This is a genomic window from Dolichospermum sp. UHCC 0315A (assembly GCF_008121535.1).
Lineage (GTDB): Bacteria > Cyanobacteriota > Cyanobacteriia > Cyanobacteriales > Nostocaceae > Dolichospermum > Dolichospermum lemmermannii.
Map to the genome: position 1 here is coordinate 1,890,108 of NZ_CP043056.1, position 24,357 is coordinate 1,914,464.

Consider the following 24,357-nt stretch of genomic DNA (forward strand, 5'->3'; position numbering starts at 1 on the left):
TGCGGAATGTGGGTTCTAATTGGTAGAGTCGAGGGGGAATAGTCGGGTAAGGTTCAAGCGTCACCGCTCTCCCCTCCCCTAAGAACCGTGCATAAGACTTTCGCACTTACACGGCTCAAGCCTTACTTCAAGCGAGTTGACTTGGTTTTAGAATGTTCCTGTTTGTGACAAGCATGATGCAAGTGCTGTAGGTTTTCAATGCCGTCTTGTCCACCTTGAGCAACGGGAACTATGTGATGGGTGTTTAATTCCTCTCCATTGAATAAAGGTTCACCACAGATAGGACATTTCCAATTTTGGTTTTGAGCGATTTTATACTTCCAAGAGTTTTTCTCCCAGTAGCTCTTTCCATATTTCTGGTGGCGTTTTTCCCAGTATTCTTTGAGTGAAGGGTCATCTGGCGACGCTTCCCCCTTGACCTTTACATGGCGTTCGATGGGCGTGTACGCTATCGGAAATAGGATTATATCCTTTTCTTTCCCTCTACGGTCGCTAGTTATCGTAGCGAATGTCCATTTATTACCATTTATTGTCTTGAAGTAACGCTTCCGAATCCATTTTGTATTTTTGTTGGGATGTCTACGTTTAGCCCAACACCAAAGGTATCGCCATGTTCTACTTTTGATATATTCAAAAGTTTTTTTACTAACAACCCCTTTGTAATAATTGGAAAATCCACGAAGAATTGGATTAAGTCTTTTTATAACTGATTCTTGTTCGCACCCATTCATTGCTCTGATTTCTCGCCCAATTCGTTTGCAGAAGTCCAAGACTTTCTTCTTCGAGGGCTTGATAAGCAATTTGCCATTGTAATGGCGGTGGTTGAATCCAAGAAAGTCAAAACCATCCTCCATCGACGTGATTAACGTCTTTTCCGCACTGAGATTCAGTCCTCTTTCTGATAACCATTGCTGAATCTGGATTTGGGCTTTTTCAAGACTTCCTTTGTCTCTAGCTGTGACAATAAAATCATCAGCATATCTAACCACGCCAAGTTTGGAATTAGTGGATTTTATATAGTTTTCTAATCCATGCAAACCGATGTTGGCTAGAAGGGGTGATATTACTCCTCCCTGTGGTGTGCCTGTCTCTGTTGGGTGATATTTCCCTTCAAAGATAAATCCAGCTTTTAACCATCCTTTTATTAGGTTTCTTTTAGGGAAGTTTCCTAATCGCTTGAGGATAGATTCATGGATAATGTTATCAAAGAAACTTTGAATATCAGCTTCTAGAACCCAAGTATTTCTAGCATTTGGACTTGCATTTAATCTTATCCAGTTTTGTGCTATAGCGTCTTGACAACTTCTTCCGGCTCTGAACCCATAGGAATTTGGTTCAAATATGGCTTCCCATTCGGGTTCTAGTGAATTAACTATTATTGCCTGTTCGATTCTGTCACGCACGGTTGGGATTCCGAGCGGTCGTTTTTTACCGTTGGATTTTGGAATCATTACCCGTTTTGTGGGGTCTTGATTGCCGCCTTTCCAGTTGTTTACCAGCTTCACTCGCTGCTCTGGGGTATTGATTATTTCTTTGTCAATTCCTGCCGTTGCTCTGCCTTTGTTGGTCTGAGTGATTTTCCGAACAGATAATATTAGGTTTGCGTAGCTTCTTTGCATTAACTTTTGGAGACTTCGCAGTTTCTTCCAGTTACCAAGTTTTCTCGCGAGAAAGATTCGTTGACGCAGATTCTTAACCGCTTTATTAATCTGTTTCCAGTTGACCTGATTCCAGTTTTCTAGCGGTTTTCTTAGTCCGTTTGTTGTACTTGCATACACCATCTAACTTGTCATCGAATTAAGTTTCTTTTGTTTAGTCTCTTTCTCATAAGACCCAAGAAAAGTCTGCTATTCCTTTCGGTCAGGGACAAAGTTTGAATCCCTATCCCATCTATTACAGACGGGCGTTCGCTTTTTCTCTCATCCTCTACCCTCCAGAGAGTTCTATCTTCCTCACGGTTGACTTACTATGGGATTTCGACCTTTCCATAGACTCTGTAGGGCTTACCTTGTCGTTTCATTTGGTGTATGTTCTCTGTTAGATGTTGATTTTCCTGCGGTGGGAGTTGTATTCACACGATTCATAGAAAATAAAACTATAAATCTACCCACTTACCTTTTGGTTAGAGCCTATCAGCCTTATTTGGCTCTCTGGGCGATGACGCAGTTTAGACATCAATTCACTTTCGTTCATCTTAGGAGAACTCCCTCTTGCTCCTTACCACGTTTTAGGCTAGTAGTTAAGGCTACGTTTGTGGTCTGCACTCCGCCTGTTTCGTTACCTACTTGGGCGTGACCAGACTCTGAAAAGAGTCTTTTTACATGAGGGTAGAGAGTGTGAATTCTCTAGGAGAGTCGGCTCTCCGTCCTAAACGACCTTTCAAGTCGCGCTTATTTCCCGCCCCTCTCTGTTAAATCTGGGCGTGCGACTTTCACCGCACCCGGCTCCCGATGTTCTTAGCTTTCGCTTTTGCTCATGTGTATGTAATCGTGGCAGCTTTCATGAATGGCTAGAAGGTTTTTAGTTTTCCAGTTTTGGTGGTTTTCATCTATATGATGTAAATGTACCTTCTCATCACTAAGCATTTTTAGCCCACAGTATCCACATTTATGGTTTTGCCTTTTAAGGGCTTTAGAGGTATCGTTGTTATAGAGCTTACTGTTGCGCTCGCTCCAATAACTCAAATCTCCGTCGTAAGGCGACTTTTCACCTTTGACATTGATGTGTTTATTTTCGGAGTAAGGAACTGCTGGGAACGCCTTATCTAGTAATTGCTTGCTAGTGTAGCGGTTCTGTTTCGTTTCCTTGTTGAATACCCTGAATGCTCTTGTTTCGATGTGGTATAGCGAGTTGCGCGACCCGCTCATCTTGCAAAAGCGGTGGTAATTCCTCCAACCTCTAACTACAGGGGCTAATTTCATAGCCTTTGTGGTAGCACCATAATTCGAGTTGTTGACGATGGCTTTCACTTTCTTACGAAAGGCTTTGTAGTTATCCACTGAAGGGACACTTCTGAACTTTCCGTTTTTCTGGACTTTAAAGTTCCAGCCCAGGAAATCAAATCCATCTGTCGCGGCGGTTAGCTTTGTCTTTTTCTCACTGACTTTCATTCCCCGCTCTGCTAGGAACTGACTGATTTTGTCAAGTATGTCTGTGGCATCGTCTTGTGGTCTGAGTATTATTACCATGTCGTCTGCATAGCGGATTGATGGTTCGATAATGCTTTTTTCGTGGGTTTTGTCAGTAATTCTGTAATTATCCTTGTGATATCTGTGAATACTTTCAATCCCATTCAAGGCGATGTTGGCTAATAGTGGACTTACCACACCACCTTGCGGTGTTCCTTGTTCAGGAAACTCTGGATTAACTCCGGCTTTGAGACATCGGAAAATTCCTAGTCTTATGCTGTAAGGAGCGATGAGTCTGTCCATGATGGCAGTGTGGTTTATCCTGTCAAAGCATTTTTCAATATCGAGTTCTATAACTCGTTTATCTTTTCCATTACAGTCTGAGCGTAGGTTGTTGAACAGAATTTTCTGAGCGTCATGCGCTGAACGTCCAGTCCTAAACCCGTAGCTCTTGGCATGGAAGGTTGCTTCGTGCGCTGGTTCTAATGCGTATTTGATAAGGCATTGATAAGCCCTATCAGCAATAGTGGGGACTTTGAGAATCCTGATAGTACCGTCCTTTTTGGGGATGGGTATTTCTCTTAGCCCCTGGTGATTCCAGTTGCTAACGGATGCTTTTAGCAGTTCATTAAGCTCAAAGCGTTCCTTAAAGGTAAGGGACTTTTTGCCATCAATTCCTGCTGTCTAATTCCTGTGCATTTAGCTGTGATACTTGACGGATAGCCAGTAGTCTAGCTGCGGTTGACTTCAGAATCAGCTTTTGTAGGGACTTTGCTTTACGCTTGCCTCCAACTTGAACCGCTTTGTACACTCGTTTTTGTAGGCGGAATAAGTTACGGCGGAATTTCTTCCACGGTAACGTCTTCCAGGATTCACGCTTAGTTATCTCTGTGTCTAATCATGCTCTGCTCCAATCTGTGTATTCTGAACACCTCAGACCAATTACGGTCTATCCTACCCGAATTGAAGGGATTCCGCTGCTCGTCCAGCCTACTTATAGGGAACGAATCCGCCCTTAGACCCTCAACCCGTTTTTATTCGTTCCCTCGGTTGATTGTTCGTTCCGTTAGGTGTAGCCAATTCAACTATTGGAACCCCTGGACTCTTGCCGCTACCCAGAGAAAAGTGCGGCGGGGAATATCTCCAATGAAGTCAGGTTTTTGATGTTGTGTCCTGCTTCAGAATAAGTTGCTTTTTGAGGCTCTGTTTCACCATGGGAACTCCCCATTAACGCCAAGTGTCACCCCACAACGGATGTCTGATTGCGTCCTGTTCCTAGCTTCGACCTCCCGAAACCGAGTCGGGTCATCGTAGGCAGATAGGGATTCATACCTGAGTCTGGCAGATGGGACTTACACCCATATCAGACCGAGAGTTCAACCTTTTTCCATGATTGGATTGGGCTGGTTAGCTTATGTACGGACTGAGTACCTTGACACTCTGCGGTCTAAAGACACGCAGATTCTTTAAGACCTGCTTAAAAAGGATAGTCAATTATCCTCCTAGACGCTCAAGGCAACTACCAGTACGACAGGTATTGCAATTGCGCTTACTTTTGTTTTTTTTGCTGCTTTTGTGAGTCCATCAATTTTTAATGTTAAACGCTCCATGGTTTACCATTGCTTGCTTACCCAGGCTACAGCTATGCCGAGACGAGATAAATCAGGGGTTTCTCCTTAATAAAACACTTCTTTGCGCTGATGGTTATTCCTACTTGCTAATTAATTCTATCATGTCACCGCGAATAAATTCGCCGTTGGCACTTCCTCCACGCATCTATTGCCAAGTGGCTTCCGTGCCTTTCGTTCTATTTGGTGATTCAGCTAACAACGAGTCGCACCCTCTACTTCTGTTTGTTCTAGGAGTACGTCATCAACTACGGTCAAGCTGGTAGCAGTAGTCATAAAATACTCAACTACAGATAAAACTTCCTGTTCCGTCGGGTTTTCTATATCCTTAATGGATTGTTCCACTACAGGTCTAAGGCTTTTTTGCGTTATCTGTATTTCCTGGTTGGTTGTAGAAATGCTTCATAATCCTTTACCCGCAGGAATTACAAGGTTTTAAGGCATTTACAACTTTTAGGTTATAGTGCTATCATAACTCACAACAGCAAAAGTGAACAGGTGCATAAAATTATTTTCACGATTAAGGGGGATAAGCAATAAAATGAATCAATAAACTAATGAACAATATTTTTAGATGGAAAAATCTGTATTTGTAAGAGGTCGAGTGACTGAAACAGTGCGGGCAAGGTTTAAATCTGCCTGTGCCTTACAAAATAGAACTATGGATAGCGTGATGGAAGAACTGATACTCAATTGGCTAGAACAGCAAAATCCCAATTCAACAGCACAAAATCCAAAAGTGCAAAATCCAAAGGCAAGTTAGAGCGATAGCGAAGCGCTCCGTAGGAATCGCATTTGAAAACAAACAATGACAGATGACATCAAACGTTCCAAAGGTAAATTTGACGCTGTAAAGGAGTCAAGGTACTGGCTACCAGCCGCATCTGAGGAACGCTGTAAAAAGATAGGGAAAAAACGGGGACTCCGATTAGTCGAAGTCGTTGATACCGAGGCAGAAGTTTTACCAATAATTTGTATTTTCGAGGGATACCCAGATGAGTGAAGCGACACTTTCTATATCTATCACTGAATTAATCCCCATGCTGACTGCTATAGCAGAACGTAACTGGGAGAAATTTAAGGAAGTTGAGAAACAATTTGTTACAAAACACGGTGTAGAGGCATGGGAAGAATTTTTTGCTTTTAGGCTCAAGCCATCATTGGACAAGGATTCTGACCGATGGCTACTAATTCAGTGGTGCAGTCAGGGTATTAAATCGGTCAAAATCGCAGCTTAGTTTAGGCGTGGCGTGATTTTGGCGTGGAATTTCCGCCACGTCACGGAAAACGGAAACTGTGACGGACAAACTGACTTTTTCGCCAGATAAACTATATCGAGTTCCCAACTTTACCGACTTGTCTGAGGTTGAAATAGCGATCGCCTAACGCCCGACGGAAACCATCACGCCTAACGCCAAACTCACGCCCAAGTCACGCCAAAAGAGAAAACAAAGTCTATTTTCGCCAAAATCAATTAATATATCTTTGTCATCCCCAAATCGGTTGTTTTTTTGAGTGAAATTAATTGACTTTCGGGGTGATCTAGAGGCTGCACCTAGCAGCGATCATCTATTCACTAACCCCAAATACGCCAAAAACCGGTGTTACTAGCACCGGGTCAAGGCAATTAATTTAACTCCCAAGCTGCGATTTTTTGAAGAACCCAGCAGCAGGGAAATATTTCTATGTCGTCAACGAGGTTTTGGTATGCCCAAAAAATTCGGGACTGAATTAATTCTACCTAACTTCAGTCCCCCGTCAAGAAAAAAAACGATTACATCCATAATACACAATCTACATGGATTTAGTCAAGTTTCTCCCAAGAAAGTTGGTAAACTTTACCAACTCAAAAAATTAATCAATCAACGTAAATTATCCGAAAGTCTGGAACTGCTTGAAAAATCAGGTATTTCTGGCGATTTTGCTCTGTTCATTATTCAAAATATTCAATTATTGGAGGTTGTTTAGTCATGGTTGCACAATTCACGCCTAACGGAAACCTCCAAACCTTCGATATCAGAAACTTTGCAGACACCCTCACACCTGCCAAGGAAAAAAACAAATTTATTTGTCCTAACTGTGAGGGGCATAACCTAAGCATTGACATGAATACAGGTGAATAAGTAGGTCGGCGGAAAAGTTTATAACTATGTAACGAAAAGTTAAGAAGAAGTATGTTCGTTAAATTTAATACGTTCTGTACTGTATTGTCCTTTTTCTCCCCTGGCTTTAACCCCATTCATTACGGCATAAGCAAGGTCTAACTCGTCCTCAAACATTTGTCCCGATAGTTCATCTTTTTTGAGATGCTGCCATTCCAATTCAATTGGATTCATTTCCGAGCAATATTTGGGCAGAAAGAAGATATATAAGTTCTGACTCTCCCATTTTGACCATAACTGTTGCACTTCCTTACATCGGTGTATTGGACCGTTATCCTGCACTATCACTCTTATTCGTCCGTTTTTTTCGGCTTCTTGCGCTTCTTGTTCCATCATTTGGATATAAGATTTGCGATTAACACCACCAATAACTAAACCGTAAACAAAGCTAACCTCATGTTGAATCAGCCCAATAATGCTTAATCTCCGTCCACGACGCTTTGTTTGTTCTAAATGTTTTTGCTCACCTCGCTGATAATATGTATAACTTGGTTCGCTCCACATACAGAACCCTGATTCATCCAAATATTTCAAGTCTATTTCTCCAGCCGCCGCAGATAGTGTCAACATCTCTAAGTCTGCTTGCTTAATTTCTCTGTTTTTGGGGTCTTGTTTTCCTTTGTGACTCTTTCTAGCTCGTTTCCAAATGACCCCCTTTTTTTGAGTACCCGTCTTAATCTGTCGGGACTCAATTGAATTTGGCGTTCGCTTTCTAATTTTTGAGCTAATTGAACACTGTTATATGTTCGTGGTTCTTTTTTTAGGCATTCTTCCAAAAATACTATGTCTTCTTCACCATACTTTGGTTTACACCCTCGACCAGGTAGTTCCCAAAGTCCTTCTATACCCTGTTTTTCCCATTTATGTAAGATTTCTCTGATTGTTTGAGGAGTCCAGTCAAAATGAGCAGCTATTTTTTCTACATACCAACCATGTGAATTTAACCTAATTACCTCGGCTTTATCTTTGACTTTTTGCGGCAAATCCCTTGTTCTTAGGTTCAACAGGGTTTTATCTTGCTCACGAGTTAAAAATACCCTTAAACGAGCACCCATATTTTAATCACCTCACTAGATTTATTTTCCGTATTTACTTATCTTTACATAGTTTGGTTTCTTTGCGCCGACTTACTTAATTGATAGTAACGTAAACAATCATCTGGTAAAAGACTCAAGATAAAATCTCTGTCCTTATTCCAATTAGAAATATGTTTCTCCTGATTGAGTGTAACCAAATGAATACACTGAAAGCATTGAAAAATCCAGCGTAAAGTAGGACGATTAGTTGCTTTGCCTAATTGATTTTTAATTGTTGATTTAGACTCCAAAAGAGCATTTCTAATATGACGTTGAGCCAAAGTATAAACCAGTAGACATAAACCCATAATCATTCCCAAAGACTCTATTCTCTCAGGACTTTTGAGGAAAATACTGTCGGCAAAAAATAATGGGTCTTTGAGAAAACCAAACCCCCTCTCACATGACTGCTGGGCTTTATATTCACTTAGCATAGAATCATTGCTTAGTTCCTGTGAATCTAAAACATTTGTCGCAATAATAAAACGTCCCGCACTCAGCAATTCTGTATTAATTTTACTTTCATTCTGGGAGACTGTAGCTGATATTTGGTAAGATATTTCTTCTGGAGAATCTTTTGTCTTAGATTCGATTTGAGTAACAATACTTACGTTAATTTGGTGATATTTGAATTGTTTTGATAATTTTGATAATGCCTTGATAGCATCTGCAACACATGCAAATCTCTCTTGTGATAACTTTTTCAAATCTTGCACAGCTTTTGATTCTGCTTTGGTAATTTTTTGTGTGAGCTTATGCAGGTCTGATTCTTTTCTTTCTTGACTTTGCACTACTAACCATCTTTGTTCTATCCCTGCATAATTTTGGATTTTTGATGCTAATTTATATCCTGGTATTGTACTATCAATAAATTCTGATTCTGCTAATGTTGATATTAATGTTTTTGCTGCTTTTATGCTTAATGGTACTCGACATAACCAACGTAATTCTGACATCATTTTCAGGTTTGATTCTGTATATAAAGCAGCGTCAGCAACCATGAGACTATTAACTTCTAATTGTTTTTGATATTCTACTGCTATTTGACCAAAACATGATGAATCTGCTTGATTTCCCGATGCTAGTTTTAAAAATATTGGGATGTCTCCATCTCCTGAACATATCATTTCTATGATGAATTGTTTTAAATCTGGTCTATGGTCACGGGAATAACCGTAGGTGATGGTTATTTCTTTTGGTGATTTTACTGCTAATTCTTCTAATTCTTGGTTATTTCCTACTTTTTGACTCTCAAATATTACGAATGGTAAGCTAGTGTTATACTGCCCATGCACGTGCATTGATGATGAGTCTAGATGTGATGTTGATAGTGATACTCCAAATTTTTGAGCAGCTTTTAAGGCTATGATAAAAAAGATTGTATCTAAGCCTTTTATAAACAGTTTATCCATGACTCTCCCCAATTTATCGTCGTTGAGATATTCTGGTTTTACTCCTGCTCCTATTAAATGCTCACAGGCGATTGTTTCAAAATATTTGGGAAACATATATAACGGTTTGGAGACAAATCCTAACCCGTTTATTATCATGGCTTTTACCACTTGACCTGCATTTACTTTTTCGTCTTTTTCGACTCCTATTAATTCATTTATTATTTCTACTATTCCGATTGAATCTATGATTCCTGCTACTATCCCTAGATGGTCTATGTTCTCAATTTCTATTTCTTGAGGTTTTAATTTCACAACAGTTTCCTCTAATACTTCTGTTGTCATCAATTATTTCTTATTTGGTTATCAATTCATTTTTTTCTTTTGTTACCAAGTTTCACTTTATCACACCACGTCCCTTTTAATGCTACTTATTCTCATTAAGCATCTTAATTTTTGAATTGACTTTAGTTATTATGTACTACTTTAAGGGCTTTTTTGATCTGTGACAGTTTGGGGTGCGGAATGTGGGCTTTATATATTTGGTGGCATCGCTGCGGCTATATTCTTGGGACTCTCCCGACTGCTTTACAGTTTACCAAGTGAGGAAAGGAGAATTAGATAATGTTGGGAATTTCACATTTACTAATTAGTGGGACTGCATCCAGTTTATTACTGCAAACCGCTGACCCGGTTTTAACCCACATTCCGCACCCCAAACTGTCACAGATCAAAAAAGCCCTTAAAGTAGTACATAATAACTAAAGCCAATTCAAAAATTAAGATGCTTAATGAGAATAAGTAGCATTAAAAGGGACGTGGTGTGATAAAGTGAAACTTGGTAACAAAAGAAAAAAATGAATTGATAACCAAATAAGAAATAATTGATGACAACAGAAGTATTAGAGGAAACTGTTGTGAAATTAAAACCTCAAGAAATAGAAATTGAGAACATAGACCATCTAGGGATAGTAGCAGGAATCATAGATTCAATCGGAATAGTAGAAATAATAAATGAATTAATAGGAGTCGAAAAAGACGAAAAAGTAAATGCAGGTCAAGTGGTAAAAGCCATGATAATAAACGGGTTAGGATTTGTCTCCAAACCGTTATATATGTTTCCCAAATATTTTGAAACAATAGCCTGTGAGCATTTAATAGGAGCAGGAGTAAAACCAGAATATCTCAACGACGATAAATTGGGGAGAGTTATGGATAAACTATTTATCAAAGGATTGGATACACTATTTTTTATCATAGCCTTAAAAGCAGCACAAAAATTTGGAGTATCACTATCAACATCACATCTAGACTCATCATCAATGCACGTGCATGGGCAGTATAACACTAGCTTACCATTCGTAATATTTGAGAGTCAAAAAGTAGGACATAACCAAGAATTAGAAGAATTAGCAGTAAAATCACCAAAAGAAATAACCATCACCTACGGTTATTCTCGTGACCATCGTCCAGACTTAAAACAGTTTATCATAGAAATGATATGTTCAGGAGATGGAGACATCCCAATATTTTTAAAACTAGCATCGGGAAACCAAGCAGATTCATCATGTTTTGGTCAAATAGCAGTAGAATATCAAAAACAATTAGAAGTTAATAGTCTCATGGTTGCTGACGCTGCTTTATATACAGAATCAAACCTGAAAATGATGTCAGAATTACGTTGGTTATGTCGAGTACCATTAAGCATAAAAGCAGCAAAAACATTAATATCAACATTAGCAGAATCAGAATTTATTGATAGTACAATACCAGGATATAAATTAGCATCAAAAATCCAAAATTATGCAGGGATAGAACAAAGATGGTTAGTAGTGCAAAGTCAAGAAAGAAAAGAATCAGACCTGCATAAGCTCACACAAAAAATTACCAAAGCAGAATCAAAAGCTGTGCAAGATTTGAAAAAGTTATCACAAGAGAGATTTGCATGTGTTGCAGATGCTATCAAGGCATTATCAAAATTATCAAAACAATTCAAATATCATCAAATTCACGAAAGTACGGTGACTCAAGTAAAATCTAATAAAAAAGATACTTCAGGAGAAATATCCTATCAAATATCAGCTACAGTCTCCCAGGATGAAAGTAAAATTAATACAGAATTGCTGAGTGCGGGACGTTTTATTATTGCGACAAATGTTTTAGATTCACAGGAACTAAGCAATGATTCTATGCTAAGTGAATATAAAGCCCAGCAGTCATGTGAGAGGGGGTTTGGTTTTCTCAAAGACCCATTATTTTTTGCCGACAGTATTTTCCTCAAAAGTCCTGAGAGAATAGAGTCTTTGGGAATGATTATGGGTTTATGTCTACTGGTTTATACTTTGGCTCAACGTCATATTAGAAATGCTCTTTTGGAGTCTAAATCAACAATTAAAAATCAATTAGGCAAAGCAACTAATCGTCCTACTTTACGCTGGATTTTTCAATGCTTTCAGTGTATTCATTTGGTTACACTCAATCAGGAGAAACATATTTCTAATTGGAATAAGGACAGAGATTTTATCTTGAGTCTTTTACCAGATGATTGTTTACGTTACTATCAATTAGTCAGCTAATTATCATCTCTATCAATTTAATTTCTCTTGTAAAGATGAGCTAATCTCTTTGATTTATAGCTCCATTTTACTATGTCTATAATTTCGTTTTTTACTTTAATTGATTAGTCTAACTTATAATTGTTTCTTGAATATCTTCTTTCACTTATCTATTAACCTCTCCAGGTGGTGTGCATTCTTATTGCTTCTTATTGAGAATAGATTTTGATGACATTTTTGGTGATTTACTGTTTCTCAAATGCCTTTTTTCACTTTATCTGTTTGTTTTGATGCTCCCTTTGATTTTCATCTCCGTAATTTCCCTCTGTAACATTTTGGGGTGCGGAATGTGGGGTACATCAATTAGTGACGACAATTCGCGGTCAATTACGAGCTAATATGAGTGCCGTAGACTGCATTCGGAACGCCTTTCCTGGGGGTTCTATGATTGGCGCACCTAAGATTAGAACCCTGGAAATTATTGATCGATTAGAGCAAGAAGCACGGGGCGTATACTCAGGGGCAATCGGCTTTTTGGGTTTGAATGGTTCAGCCGATTTAAATATTGTCATTCGTACCGCTGTCCTGACCCCAGAACAAACTTCGATTGGTGTTGGCGGTGGTATTGTGGCACTTTCTGATCCCCAAATGGAGTTTCACGAAATAATGCTGAAAGCTAAGGCATTGATTCAGGCAATGATGATCACAACAAATGGCAGCAATTATCAAAGCATTGTGGCAATCCCTAAGTGCGAACAATTTACAACAGGGATATGTGCGTTTACGGATCTACCACCTGCTATTTGTATTCCCCTCAATAATTGGGGGGGAGTGCCAACATTGATAACTAAGATTTTACGTCAAAATCGCGCCACCCATTAGCCGCTCATACCTATACTTCAACTCATCCTGCATTAATGGCCAACGCGCTAAACTTGCATCCATCTCAATCACCTTTTCCGCTGCTTGTCGTGCTAACAGCAAAATGTCCTCATCTTCCACCAAACTAGCCAAAGTAAAATCCGCTACACCTGATTGGCGAGTTCCCATCACTTCCCCAGGACCGCGAAACCGCATATCCATTTCCGAGATAAAAAAACCATCTTGGGACTGTTCCAACACTTTCAAGCGTTGTTGAGCATCAGGACTTCTAGAACTACTCATTAATAAACAATAGGATTGCGCTGCACCTCGTCCCACACGCCCCCGTAATTGGTGCAATTGTGATAAACCAAATCTTTCCGCGTGTTCAATCAGCATCACAGTGGCATTAGGAACATCCACTCCCACCTCAATCACAGTGGTAGAAACGATAATTTGAGTTTCATTATCGCGGAATTTGTGAATTGCTGCTTCTTTTTCGGCTGCAGTCATGCGTCCATGCAATAACCCAATTCGAAAATCAGGAAAAACACTTTCTTGTAACTTTTGATGTTCATCTACAGCCGAACGTAAATCTAATTTTTCCGATTCTTCTACCAAAGGCAAAACTATATAAACTTGTCTACCTTGGGCAACTTCTCGACGGATTAAATCGTAAGCCTGGGGACGTTGTTGACCACTTAACATTGTGGTTTTAATTTGTTGTCTTCCCGGTGGTAATTCATCAATTTGGCTAACATCTAAATCCCCATGTACAGTTAATGCCAAAGTCCGAGGAATGGGCGTAGCTGTCATGGTTAAAACATGAGGTTGTTCGCCTTTTTGCTGTAACTTTGCCCGTTGTTGTACCCCAAAACGATGCTGTTCATCTATGACAACTAAGCCCAAACGTTGAAAATTAACTTTATCTTGAATTAAGGCATGAGTCCCGACTAATAAAGGTAGCTCACCTGTTTCTAACTGAGAATGAATTTCTCTCCTTTTGGCTATTTTTGTCGAACCTGTTAATAATTCCACAGGCAAATGTAGTAAGTTAAACCAACTAACTAACTTACGATAATGCTGTTCTGCTAATACTTCCGTGGGAGCCATTAACGCCGCTTGATAACCTGATTGAATTGCTGCCAAAATAGCAATAACAGCAACCACAGTTTTCCCTGAACCAACATCACCCTGAACTAAGCGATTCATGGCTACAGGTTTTTGTAAATCGGTGAGAATTTCATTAACAACTCGTTGTTGTGCGCCGGTCAGTTGAAAAGGGAGAATTTCGTTAAATTCTTCTAATAATTTACCTGTGGGTGCAAGTATGGCACTAGTTTGAATTTCTCGCGCTTTTTTTTGCCGTTGCAATAAGCCTAGTTGCAAGTAGAAAAATTCATCAAATACTAACCGACGACGAGCGATTTTTAAGGAGTCACTATCTTTAGGAAAATGAATATTAGGAATTGCATCTTTCAATTCCATCAAAGCATATTTTTCCCGTAAACCTTTAGGTAAAGGATCTTTTAAATTCACTGCTGCTGTTAAAGCGATCATCATTGCCTGTCTGACTGTATTAGCCATTACTCCTTCAGTCAGGGCGTAAATGGGAACAACTCGCCCAATAGTGAGAGAATCAATGGTATCTCCTGGATTTGCCAAAACTTCCAATTCTGGGTTATCCAAAGTTAAACCATATTTACCACCTTTTACTAATCCACAAGCTGCTAACATACTACCTACAGGATATAGGCGTTTTAAACTTTCTTGCCAACCACGACTACTAAAACGCGCACCTGCATAAAAACGGGTAACTTTAATTTGTCCAGTATTATCTTTGAGGATTAATTCTAAAATTGATAATTTCTTATTTTTAGGACTGGTGAAAAAATTAAACCGTTTTACCGTCGCTATGATAGTTACTGTTTCTCCTCCTTCTAAGTCACTAATATTTACTTGACGGGCATAATCAATATGATCACGAGGATAATAAAATAGTAAATCACGGACTGTATATAAATTTAATCGCCCTAAATTCTCGGATTTTCTAATCCCAATTTCTGGTAAATCTCTCAGTTGTTTATCCAGTGTTGGTGCTAGTCTTTTACTAACTTCGGCAACAATTGGAGTTGTGGGATGTTGATTTTTAGATTCGTAATTTATTTGGGGTCCTTCTGTTTCTAGTTCTTGTTGAAGTTGATTTAGATATCTTCTAACTTCTGCTACTAAATGTTGTCTTTCTGGTAATGTTAAATTTGGATAATTGGCAAATTGCATTCCTACTTGATGCCAGCGGAGTCTTTCTTTTGGTGGTAAAGCAGTTGGGAAATTACCAAAAGTCAAACAAAGAAATTCACTAAAGCGATATTGCTTACCTACTAAATCTATAAAGCCTTTTTCTGCCTCAAATGCTAAGGCTTTATGTAATCTTATCCAATCGGGCATTTCATTAGTCATTGGTTAATTGTCAGTTTTCAGTTGTTAGTTGTTAGTTGTCAGTAGGGGCGAAGCATTTGGAAGATAAATTATCGCTCATTGCCAAAAATAGTTCTCCAAATGCTTCGCCCGTACAGTTGTCAGTTGTTAGTTGTCAAGGGAGTATGTAGTTTTAATAGATATATATTTTCAATAACCTATACAGGTTCTAATTTTTAATTTTGCACTTTTCATTCCGCCCTGCGGTACTAATCCTCAAACCAACTGGCACGCCAAGCGGCTTCAGCTTCAGCAATTTTAAGTTCTCGTTGTCTTTTTTCATATTCTCGTCCGAGTTTATTCAATTGCATTAAAATATTACGAACTGCCTTGCGTTCTGACAATAGTGTTGCTTCAGCAAATTCTATTTCTCCTAGTCGTAAGTGAATAGCCATAATCTGAGTGAGGCTAGAATCTTCGGAATCTTCCTCATTACTAATTTCTATGACTAAGTTTAATAAATTGGGAGGGCTGGGCATCATATTACTAGAAGCTTCTGAAGAAGCAGCAGCAGCGGTGGCAGCGACTAAAATCGGTTCTGGTAGTTTTTTGGGTAAAACCCCTGTTTTTTGGATGAAGATATTAGCTGATTGGGAGACTTTTTTTAAAGTTTCTTGAATCTCTTCTTCTAAATTTTGTTGCCATTCAACTAGTTCTATGGGGTTAGAAGGATCTAATGCTTGAGGTTGTTGTTCGTTTTCTTCGTTTTCTTCGTTTTCTTCTTCCTCCTCAATTTCTACAACTGCTTCTGTTTGGGTAACTTCTGGAGGTTGAATATAACTAATTAATTCTTTAGCGGCTTGTTGACTTAATTTACGAAGGCTTTGTTGTAATTTTTGCCGTTGATTTAGTGATAAGTTCAGAAATTCATCAGGATACCCTTGGGTACACAGGTAATAACTAGCCAAAATCAATTGTTTTTGTAAGGCTGATCCCAAGGTATTTATATATTTAGTATAGGCTAAATTGAGTTCGTGAGCGATCGCCCTAATCGCCTCTTTTAATTCAGTAATATCTTTTTCTATCCGTTCAATTGCTCTTGTCATAACTTTAAGCTAATTAGTTGTCGGTTGTCAGTTGTCAGTTGTCAGTAGTCGGTAGGGGCGAAGCATTTGGAAGATAAATTATCGGTCATTGCCAAAAATAGTTCTCCAAATGCTTCGCCCGTACAGTTGTCAGTTGTCAAGTTGTTAGTTGTTAGTTGCTTTCTGTATTACAAATATACGGATTTTGAATAAATAATCATCATTTAAATAAAATACAGGCCACGCAGAACGCGCTGGCCTGTAAATGGGAATAGTTATTAGTCTAAAAATAAAAGTCCATAATCAACAACCAATTATTAAGTATATATTCTTAACAACTGACCACTGACAACTGACCACTGACTAATCACAAAATTACTTAGCACCCATTTGGGCAGCAACTTCATCAGCAAAGCTCATTTCGTTCTTTTCAATGCCTTCACCGAGTACATAGCGCACAAAGCGACTAACTTGAATTTCTTCGCCAACTTTGGATTTTACTTGTTTCACCAATTCTTCTACCGAAATACTTTGATCACGGATATAAGGTTGATCTAGTAAAGTCATTTCTTTGAGGCGCTTATCAATTCTACCTTGAACAATCTTTTCTTTGATGTTCTCTGGTTTATTGCCTAAGTCGTCCTTACCCATTTCGATGTCTTTTTCTTTGGTGACAATTTCGGCAGGGATTTGGTCTACGCTAACGTATTCAACGTTGGGACAAGCGGCAACTTGCATTGCTGCATTTTTAGCCAAACTTTGGAACTCTTCATTAGCAGCGGCTGAAGCACTTTGAGCGGTCAATTCCAATAATACACCAACACGACCACCAGTATGAATATAGCTATCTGCTATTCCTGGTGTATCAGTGGTGAGAGAGAAATTCACAAAGCGCCGAACTTGAATATTTTCACCAAGAGTTGCAATTGTTTCTTTGATGAATTCATCAACAGTGACACTGGACTTTTCAAGATAGGGTTGAGCCAATAAAGACTCTACACTATCAGTGGTTGCAGCTTGTTGTGCCAAGTTCTTAACCAAGGCTTTAAAAGCGTCGTTACGGGCAACAAAGTCGGTTTGGCAGTTTACCTCTATGAGTACACCTACCTGACCACCGGGCTGAATGTAAGTGTCTACTAGACCTTCTGCGGCGATGCGAGCGCTTCCTTTGTCAGCTTTAGCAATACCTTTTTGCCGTAGCCAGGTTATGGATTCTTCGACATCGCCATTATTTTCCTTCAGTGCCTTTTTGCAGTCCATCATGCCAGCACCGGTTTTTTGGCGTAGCTCTTGGACGAGTTTCGCAGATATTTCCGCCATATTGCCTCAATTCTTAACTTGACAGATACAAATATTATTCAAGATTATCAGACGATCAGGACTCATTTGAAAATCATTTAAGAGACTTCCAATCAAAAAAAATATCCCAATCTGTAGTATGGATGTAGGGGTAAAGCAGTCCCTTGAAGCCGGGGAATAAATTCCCTGTCTAAAAGCTAAAGTCGGTTAAAACCGACTATTTTAGCGTAAATAGGATAATTATTGATTTTGAGTTAACCAGAGTGCGTTTTAACGCACTTTAGTTTTTAGACCGGAACTTAAGTTCTGGGCGGGAATGTTGCAGCCAAACAAATAAGTTATCCCTAGCCTAAGTTGACACCAATGAGAGCTGCTAAACCCCTACTTGTTTGCCAGACTACTTATGCTTCGCCTTCAGATTCAGTGCTATCACTTTCATCATATTCATAATCTTCGTCAGCATAATCATCGTAATCTTCTTCTGCTTCTAGTTGACCGTGACGGCCTTCGTAGATAGCATCTGCTAATTTACCAACAATTAGCTTAATGGATCTGATTGCGTCGTCGTTGGCTGGGATAGGAATATCCACAACGTCTGGATCACAATTTGTATCCAACATGGACACAATGGGAATACCTAATTTTTCGCATTCTTGAACTGCGTTATATTCCCGCTTCTGGTCAACAATAACCACGATATCGGGAACTTTCCTCATGTTTTTAATGCCGCCCAAGTATTTTTGTAGCTTCGTCATTTCCCGACGCAGCATAGAGGCTTCTTTCTTTGGCAATAAATCCAGTGCGCCGGTTTCTTCTCTCCGCTCTAAATCTTTGAGACGCTCGGCTCTGGTTTTAATCGTTGCCCAGTTGGTGAGCATTCCACCCAACCAACGTTGGTTAATGTAGTGAGAACCACAACGGAGGGCTTCTTGGGCAATAATTCCGGCTGCTTGGCGCTTAGTACCAACAAACAGGAATTTTTTACCTTGCTCGGATTGGGTCCGCATATAATTATACGCGTTATCCATCAACTGGGCTGTTTGTACCAAGTCAATGATATGTACACCATTTCGTGAGGTGTAGATATAAGGAGCCATTTTAGGGTTCCAACGTCTGGTCTGGTGACCAAAGTGAACACCTGACTCCATCATTTGAGCCAAGGAAACTACTGGCATATTTTGTTACTCCTATTCGGGTTAAACCTCCATCTAGGTGCATTTCTCAATTTAAGAAACACCCGAATTCCCAGATGTGCGGATTTTAGACAACTGTACTAGGGTAACACAAATATATTGAATTTTGTGGTGAACTGGGATTTTTTATTTTCCGTATCATTATTTTAAGGATACTGAAAGAGCTAAAAATCATGCTAATTTAGTAATATAGTTAACATTTGATTACGATAAAAAACTATATGAATACAATTTTAATTATTGAAGATGAAGTTCAAATCAGAAACAATCTTAGGCAGATATTGCACTTGTCAGATTTTGATACATTAGTTGCAGAAAATGGGTTACAGGGTTTAGAGTTGGCTAAAGATAAACATCCTGATTTGATAATTTGCGATTTAATGATGCCTGAGTTAGATGGCTATGATGTATTAACTCAACTGCGTCAGCATAGTGATACTGCAACAATTCCTATAATTTTCTTAACTGCTAAATCAGAGTGGTCAGATTTACGTAAAGGGATGGAACTTGGTGCTGATGATTATTTAACAAAGCCTTTTAATTCTAATCAATTATTGCAAGCGATCGCTACCAGACTGAATAAACAAGCAATATTTGAGCAAAAAACTCAGGAAAAATTGGATAATTTACGCAGTTCTATTACTAATTCACTACCCCATGAAATTAATACCCCTCTCAGTCATATTATAGGAATATCAGAATTATTGATGGCAAACTATGGAGAATTTGACCAGGCAGAAATATTAGAAATGCTACAACATATTCATAAAGCTGGTCAACGCTTGCATAGATTAACTATGAATTTTATCATGTATGCAGACCTGGAGTTATTAGCATCTAACCCGGAAAAAGTAGCAGCACTGAGAAATAATGGAGTTAAAACTTTTGTCACATCAATAGTTGAAAGTGTAGCTGGGGAAATTGCCAAAAAAGCTGATAGAGAAGCTGATTTAACGATTGATATCTCAGATGGTATGGCGCAAATATCTCCTGCAAAAATAGCTAAAATTACTGAAGAAATAATTGAGAATGCCTTTAAATTCTCTCTGCCTAATACACCAGTGAAGATTGTCGGAAATAGTCATAATAATGCCTTTCATTTGTATGTAATTGACTATGGACGTGGTATGACTCAGGAGCAAATTAATAATGTTGGGGCTTATGTCCAGTTTGAACGTAAAATGTATGAACAACAAGGTTCTGGTTTAGGATTATTAATTGCTAAAAGATTGGTAGAACTACATGGAGGAGAGTTTTCCATTGAGAGTATCTATGGGGCGCAAACTATTATGAGAATTGTGCTTCCTCAGCCGAAATTTTAAGAAATTTTGGTCATAGACTTGACTAGAAAAGCAAGAGAGAACATTGAGAATATATTCAAAGCTATATCGAACATTTTGGGAAGGGAACAGGGGGGTTGCTGAATTGAGGTATGAAATTCCCAAATTGAACCTTTAAAACCCTTACCTTTGCGTCTTTGCGCCTTTGCGTGAGACTAAAATTCATACCCTTAATCAGCAACGCCGGGAACAGGGAACAGAAGAAGATGCCAGGGTTTTCGGCATTTTCCCTATAATGGAAATTGTGGATTTGTGGAGATATAGAAAAAAATGACTAAGCTACGGGTGGGTTTACTGTTTGGTGGACGTTCTGGAGAACATGAAGTTTCAATAATTTCGGCACGGGCGATCGCTCAAGCCCTCAGTTTAGAAGAAAATGCTAATAAATACGAAATTTTGGCTTTTTATATCCAAAAAGATGGTGTTTGGCAAGCAGGAGAAGTTGCACAACAAGTTTTAACATCTGGTGTTCCCCAAGAAATCCCCTCCATAACTCCTAATTTATGGCAATTCCCGCCCGAAACTGCCCAAGTTGAGCTTTGGTTTCCCGTTCTTCACGGTCCCAATGGCGAAGATGGTACAATTCAAGGTTTATTGACTTTAACCCAAGTTCCCTTTGTTGGGTCTGGGGTATTGGGTTCAGCAATGGGAATGGATAAAATTGCCATGAAAATGGCCTTTGCCCAAGCGGGACTACCTCAAGTAAAATATAAAGCTGTGACGAGGGCGCAAGTTTGGTCAAATGCTTGTGTATTTCCCAAATTGTGTGATGAAATTGAAGTTGCATTAGGCTATCCCTGTTTTGTCAAACCTGCTAATCTAGGTTCATCGGTAGGAATTGCTAAAGTGCGATCGCGTCAAGAATTAGAAACAGCTTTAGATAATGCAGCCACCCATGACAGACGGATTATTGTCGAAGCTGGAGTTGTGGCCAGAGAAGTTGAATGTGCAGTTTTAGGTAACGACAACCCCAGAGTTTCCGTCATTGGTGAAATTACCTTTGAGAGTGATTTTTACGATTACGAAACTAAATATACCCCAGGGAAAGCCGATTTATTCATTCCTGCAAACTTACCAGAGGTGGTAGCACAACAAATTCAAGATATGGCTTTACAAGCTTTTGCGGCTGTTGATGCGGCTGGGTTATCCAGAGTAGACTTTTTTTATGTGGAAGCTACGGGAGAAATTTTCATCAACGAAATTAATACTTTTCCAGGTTTTACCTCTACAAGTATGTATCCCCAACTCTGGGCTAATACGGATATACCCTTTGCCAAATTAGTAGATCAGTTAATTCTACTAGCAATTTCAAGACATTCTCCAATTAATTAAGGGGATTAGGGAGAGAAGATAGCGGATTAGGTAAAGAGGGAAAATAAATATTTTCCTCTTGTCTAAACAATGATTTGCGTGATTGATGTGATTAACGTGATGGATAATGAGCAAGAGTTTAAAAAAAATAGATTTATTAGAGTTTTTTTAGTAAATCTACTGATAAAGTACCCTGGGATCTGGTTCTTGAGTTTGTTCCTAATTCCTATAGGAGTTGCAATTTTTGCATATCATCAACTGAGTTATATTAGCTATGTACCACAAAAAGAACAAAAAGAAACCCCACTTATCCCTGTACAATCAACCATTTCCACATTTTCCGATCCGAGTAATCCTCTACCTTTATGGTTGATAATTGCAGTTATCTTCTGCTGTTCTAGTGGTTCTTTTGTAATTTTCTACCTACTGCAAAACTCAAGAGAAGGCACAAAAGCTATTCAACGCACTCGCAATAGTCAAAAATTTTCCTCGCAGAAACGTCATAAATCCCCAAATTTTCCATCTGACAGCAAAAATTTGCTCATAATTTCGCCACCAGAGAAAATCTATCCCCTCAATACCAATGCAGAATTTGTCAGAGACAGACAAGATTCACGATTCCTCTAGAAACTTGTAAACACAAGATCTTTAAGAAAGTGCCAACTTGGCAACCAAGTTTTAATTACCTAAGTTACATTGATGCAAGATAAACAAATTCAATATTGTGGCTATTAGAGGCTACTACATATTGATTTTTTTCATGCAGTACCAGAGTTTATGCTAACATTTTTCAAGCATAAATAACAATGATTTACAAATAATTGATTGACCATTGATGGAGTCAAAAATAATCACAATAATCAGGTTTGACATTTGCTGCAATGGGAATATTAACCGCATATAGATACTGTTTTTGCTACATTACCCCCCAAATGACTTGACAGTATTTGTATATATTTCTAAACGCTACAGCAGTAAATGTAGAGTGGGAGATTTCAGGCTTTTGGTATGCCTCCTCCCACTCTCTTTTTATTTTGTGTAGGGGTGAAGCATTCGCACGAGAAAAATATGGAACAAACAGATAAACTATATTGGCGAATGCTTCACCCTTTCCACGAGAAAAATATGGAACAAACAGATAAACTATATTGGCGAATGCTTCACCCTTTCCACGAGAAAAATATGGAACAAACAGATAAACTATATTGGCGAATGCTTCACCCTTTCCACGAGAAAAATATGGAACAAACAGATAAACTATATTGGCGAATGCTTCACCCTTTCCCATAGAAATGACAAAGAAATCCATCTATTAAATTTATGCCCTACAATTCCAATATTCACCACCGCCGTTCCATCCGATTAAAAGGATACGACTATACTCAACAGGGAGCATATTTTGTCACCATTTGCACCCATCAACGTAATTGTTTATTTGGTGAAATTGTAGATGGTGAAATAAAATTAAATACAAATGGCGAGATAGCAAGGGGTTCTTGGTTATCTATTCCTCGATATTTTAAAAATGTCGAGTTAGATGAATTTGTGATCATGCCCAATCATTTACATGGGATTATTATCATTGATAGTTCTGAGGTGGTGGGCGAAGCATTGGCAAATCAAGATTTTTCACAACAACAAAATTTATCAAGCCAATGCTTCGCCCCTACAGTCTATACGGGTGAAACAGTTAAAATTAATGGGACAAAACCACAATCTTTGGCGGCAATAACTCAAAATTATAAATCAGTTTCTACACGCCAAATTAATCGGATGAATAAAGCTAAAGGAAATGTAATTTGGCAGCGTAATTATTATGAACATATTATCCGCAATGAAGAAGCATTAAATAATATTCGTGAATACATTGTCAACAATCCGATAAATTGGGTAAAAGATCAGGAAAATCCTGCTAATTTTCAGACAATGCAATTATTATCTAATAAAAATCCAATCAGATTTATTTAAAAGAAATTGGTATCTTTTAAAAACTCCAAAATTGCGGCATTCACAACAGTAGAAGAACCAGTTGAGGCATCATGATAGCAATTTTGCAAAATTTGTAACCGAGAATTGGGAAGATGTTGATGTAATTTTTCCCCATGACTAGCAGGAAACCAACTATCTTGATCTCCCCATAATACCAAAGTTGGACATTCAATATTTTTGAGATTTTTTTGAATATTACTCAACATACTTGGCTGATTTGTTCGCAAACTCTCAATTTCTTGAGCAGCAATTTGTAGATCTTCCGCAACTTTTACCAAAGTTCCCGGAATTTCAATAAATGGGTAAGTAATCCAGTAAATATCTTCCTCTGTTAACAGGGAAGGATCATACAATACCTTTCGTCTTTCTGTTCCCATAACTTTTCTAACTAAAGGTGCAAACCAATATGCGAGACGTAAATTATCAACTGCATGGATAATCTCTATTGGTGTTTGTGCCAGTAAACCCATAGACCAATGAGGTAAGCTTTCTGTAAAAATAGGGGCATTAATTACTACTAAACGTCCGATTAAATCAGGATTTTTACCAGCTAATCCTAAAGAAATTAATGCTCCTATAGATTCTGCTACTATTATGGGTGGTTCATCACATAAAGCTTGAATAATGCGTTTTAATTCAATAATTTGATGTCCATTTTCTTCTCGACGAGATACAGGCTTTTCGGAAAAACCAAAACCTTTAAAATCACAACAAATTACCCGAAAATGTTGAGATAATGGTTCAATACTATGTCGCCAATTATAACTCCAACTGCCTAAACCATGTAATAGAATTAGCGGTTTACCTCGACCTTTTTCACCATAAGCTATTTGAATTGGATAACCTTGAGCATCAGGAATAACGAGATATTGCCGTCCTTGAGGAAAATTATCTTGCCACCAATCTTTCATAATTTTATAG

Annotated in this window: 22 protein-coding genes and 2 pseudogenes; 12 read left to right on the forward strand and 12 right to left on the reverse strand. The window is 38.6% G+C overall.

Going from position 1 to position 24,357, the window contains the following annotated elements:
• Positions 1-122: 122 nt before the first annotated feature.
• The 3 genes and pseudogenes from ltrA to BMF77_RS26605 form a co-directional block, all read right to left on the reverse strand.
• Complete coding sequence (gene ltrA, locus BMF77_RS09075) at positions 123-1,781, reverse strand: group II intron reverse transcriptase/maturase (RefSeq protein WP_148762286.1); 1,659 nt, start codon at positions 1,779-1,781, stop codon at positions 123-125.
• A 675-nt stretch (positions 1,782-2,456) separates the two neighbouring features.
• Positions 2,457-4,030 (reverse strand): annotated as a pseudogene (locus BMF77_RS09080) (group II intron reverse transcriptase/maturase).
• Between the two features lie 921 nt (positions 4,031-4,951).
• Entirely contained in the window at positions 4,952-5,101 is a 150-nt protein-coding gene (locus tag BMF77_RS26605; protein WP_168204418.1) for a hypothetical protein, read from the reverse strand.
• 259 nt (positions 5,102-5,360) lie between these two features.
• Between BMF77_RS26605 and BMF77_RS09085 the strand changes: the two genes are divergently transcribed.
• The 5 genes from BMF77_RS09085 (at position 5,361) to BMF77_RS27245 (ending at position 6,879) form a co-directional block, all read left to right on the forward strand.
• Positions 5,361-5,519: a plasmid partition protein ParG gene (locus BMF77_RS09085; protein ID WP_246863100.1), complete on the forward strand. Its 159-nt coding sequence runs from the start codon at positions 5,361-5,363 to the stop codon at positions 5,517-5,519.
• 45 nt (positions 5,520-5,564) lie between these two features.
• Entirely contained in the window at positions 5,565-5,759 is a 195-nt protein-coding gene (locus tag BMF77_RS09090) for a hypothetical protein (protein WP_148762288.1), read from the forward strand.
• Complete coding sequence (locus BMF77_RS09095) at positions 5,752-5,994, forward strand: hypothetical protein (RefSeq protein WP_148762290.1); 243 nt, start codon at positions 5,752-5,754, stop codon at positions 5,992-5,994. Before BMF77_RS09090 ends, BMF77_RS09095 begins: the two co-directional genes overlap by 8 nt.
• A gap of 469 nt (positions 5,995-6,463) precedes the next feature.
• The gene (locus tag BMF77_RS09100) at positions 6,464-6,724 is read left to right on the forward strand and encodes a hypothetical protein (RefSeq protein ID WP_246863101.1); all 261 of its coding nucleotides are present in this window, start codon (positions 6,464-6,466) and stop codon (positions 6,722-6,724) included.
• A gap of 2 nt (positions 6,725-6,726) precedes the next feature.
• On the forward strand, positions 6,727-6,879 hold the full coding sequence (locus BMF77_RS27245; protein ID WP_210422322.1) for a hypothetical protein: 153 nt from the start codon (positions 6,727-6,729) through the stop codon (positions 6,877-6,879).
• Between the two features lie 39 nt (positions 6,880-6,918).
• Here BMF77_RS27245 and BMF77_RS27815 read toward each other — a convergent pair whose 3' ends face one another.
• The 3 genes from BMF77_RS27815 to BMF77_RS09110 are packed head-to-tail and all read right to left on the reverse strand — an operon-like array spanning position 6,919 to position 9,730.
• Complete coding sequence (locus tag BMF77_RS27815; protein WP_246863152.1) at positions 6,919-7,596, reverse strand: IS630 family transposase; 678 nt, start codon at positions 7,594-7,596, stop codon at positions 6,919-6,921.
• A complete protein-coding gene (locus BMF77_RS27820; RefSeq protein ID WP_246862970.1) occupies positions 7,491-7,973 on the reverse strand; it encodes a helix-turn-helix domain-containing protein in 483 nt (160 codons plus the stop codon). Before BMF77_RS27820 ends, BMF77_RS27815 begins: the two co-directional genes overlap by 106 nt.
• Positions 7,974-8,017: 44 nt before the next feature.
• The gene (locus BMF77_RS09110) at positions 8,018-9,730 is read right to left on the reverse strand and encodes an IS1634 family transposase (protein ID WP_148762293.1); all 1,713 of its coding nucleotides are present in this window, start codon (positions 9,728-9,730) and stop codon (positions 8,018-8,020) included.
• Between the two features lie 542 nt (positions 9,731-10,272).
• Between BMF77_RS09110 and BMF77_RS09120 the strand changes: the two genes are divergently transcribed.
• Both BMF77_RS09120 and BMF77_RS09130 read left to right on the forward strand, forming a co-directional pair.
• Positions 10,273-11,961, forward strand: coding sequence for an IS1634 family transposase (locus tag BMF77_RS09120; RefSeq protein ID WP_148762294.1), 1,689 nt, complete (start codon positions 10,273-10,275; stop codon positions 11,959-11,961).
• Between the two features lie 333 nt (positions 11,962-12,294).
• Positions 12,295-12,822: pseudogene (locus BMF77_RS09130) on the forward strand (chorismate-binding protein); the annotation flags it as partial.
• Here the strand turns inward: BMF77_RS09130 and recG are convergent.
• Together recG and BMF77_RS09140 are read right to left on the reverse strand one after the other, a co-directional pair.
• Positions 12,796-15,261, reverse strand: a complete 2,466-nt coding sequence (gene recG / locus BMF77_RS09135) for an ATP-dependent DNA helicase RecG (RefSeq protein ID WP_148762296.1) — start codon at positions 15,259-15,261, stop codon at positions 12,796-12,798. The pseudogene BMF77_RS09130 and the gene recG overlap by 27 nt on opposite strands.
• Before the next feature lie 227 nt (positions 15,262-15,488).
• Positions 15,489-16,325 (reverse strand): hypothetical protein, encoded by an 837-nt coding sequence (locus BMF77_RS09140; RefSeq protein WP_148762298.1) that lies wholly within the window; start codon positions 16,323-16,325, stop codon positions 15,489-15,491.
• A 66-nt stretch (positions 16,326-16,391) separates the two neighbouring features.
• On the opposite strand from BMF77_RS09140, the gene BMF77_RS28605 reads away from it, so the two are divergent.
• The gene (locus BMF77_RS28605) at positions 16,392-16,517 is read left to right on the forward strand and encodes a hypothetical protein (protein WP_256370342.1); all 126 of its coding nucleotides are present in this window, start codon (positions 16,392-16,394) and stop codon (positions 16,515-16,517) included.
• A gap of 162 nt (positions 16,518-16,679) precedes the next feature.
• Here BMF77_RS28605 and tsf read toward each other — a convergent pair whose 3' ends face one another.
• A complete protein-coding gene (gene tsf / locus BMF77_RS09150; protein WP_148762300.1) occupies positions 16,680-17,624 on the reverse strand; it encodes a translation elongation factor Ts in 945 nt (314 codons plus the stop codon).
• Positions 17,625-18,004: 380 nt separating this feature from the next.
• Positions 18,005-18,778 carry a 30S ribosomal protein S2 gene (gene rpsB, locus BMF77_RS09155; protein ID WP_015083055.1) on the reverse strand — a complete coding sequence of 258 codons (774 nt, stop codon included), beginning with the start codon at positions 18,776-18,778 and terminating at the stop codon, positions 18,005-18,007.
• 239 nt (positions 18,779-19,017) lie between these two features.
• Between rpsB and BMF77_RS09160 the strand changes: the two genes are divergently transcribed.
• The 3 genes from BMF77_RS09160 (at position 19,018) to BMF77_RS09170 (ending at position 22,074) form a co-directional block, all read left to right on the forward strand.
• The gene (locus BMF77_RS09160) at positions 19,018-20,118 is read left to right on the forward strand and encodes a response regulator (RefSeq protein ID WP_148762301.1); all 1,101 of its coding nucleotides are present in this window, start codon (positions 19,018-19,020) and stop codon (positions 20,116-20,118) included.
• Between the two features lie 288 nt (positions 20,119-20,406).
• Entirely contained in the window at positions 20,407-21,468 is a 1,062-nt protein-coding gene (locus BMF77_RS09165) for a D-alanine--D-alanine ligase family protein (protein WP_015083057.1), read from the forward strand.
• Between the two features lie 186 nt (positions 21,469-21,654).
• Positions 21,655-22,074, forward strand: a complete 420-nt coding sequence (locus BMF77_RS09170) for a hypothetical protein (RefSeq protein ID WP_148762303.1) — start codon at positions 21,655-21,657, stop codon at positions 22,072-22,074.
• Positions 22,075-22,363: 289 nt separating this feature from the next.
• Here BMF77_RS09170 and BMF77_RS09175 read toward each other — a convergent pair whose 3' ends face one another.
• A complete protein-coding gene (locus tag BMF77_RS09175; RefSeq protein WP_148762305.1) occupies positions 22,364-22,756 on the reverse strand; it encodes a hypothetical protein in 393 nt (130 codons plus the stop codon).
• An 11-nt stretch (positions 22,757-22,767) separates the two neighbouring features.
• On the opposite strand from BMF77_RS09175, the gene BMF77_RS09180 reads away from it, so the two are divergent.
• The gene (locus BMF77_RS09180; RefSeq protein ID WP_148762307.1) at positions 22,768-23,415 is read left to right on the forward strand and encodes a transposase; all 648 of its coding nucleotides are present in this window, start codon (positions 22,768-22,770) and stop codon (positions 23,413-23,415) included.
• Here BMF77_RS09180 and BMF77_RS09185 read toward each other — a convergent pair.
• Positions 23,412-24,347, reverse strand: a complete 936-nt coding sequence (locus tag BMF77_RS09185; RefSeq protein WP_148762310.1) for an alpha/beta fold hydrolase — start codon at positions 24,345-24,347, stop codon at positions 23,412-23,414. The genes BMF77_RS09180 and BMF77_RS09185 overlap by 4 nt on opposite strands.
• Positions 24,348-24,357 lie beyond the last annotated feature (10 nt).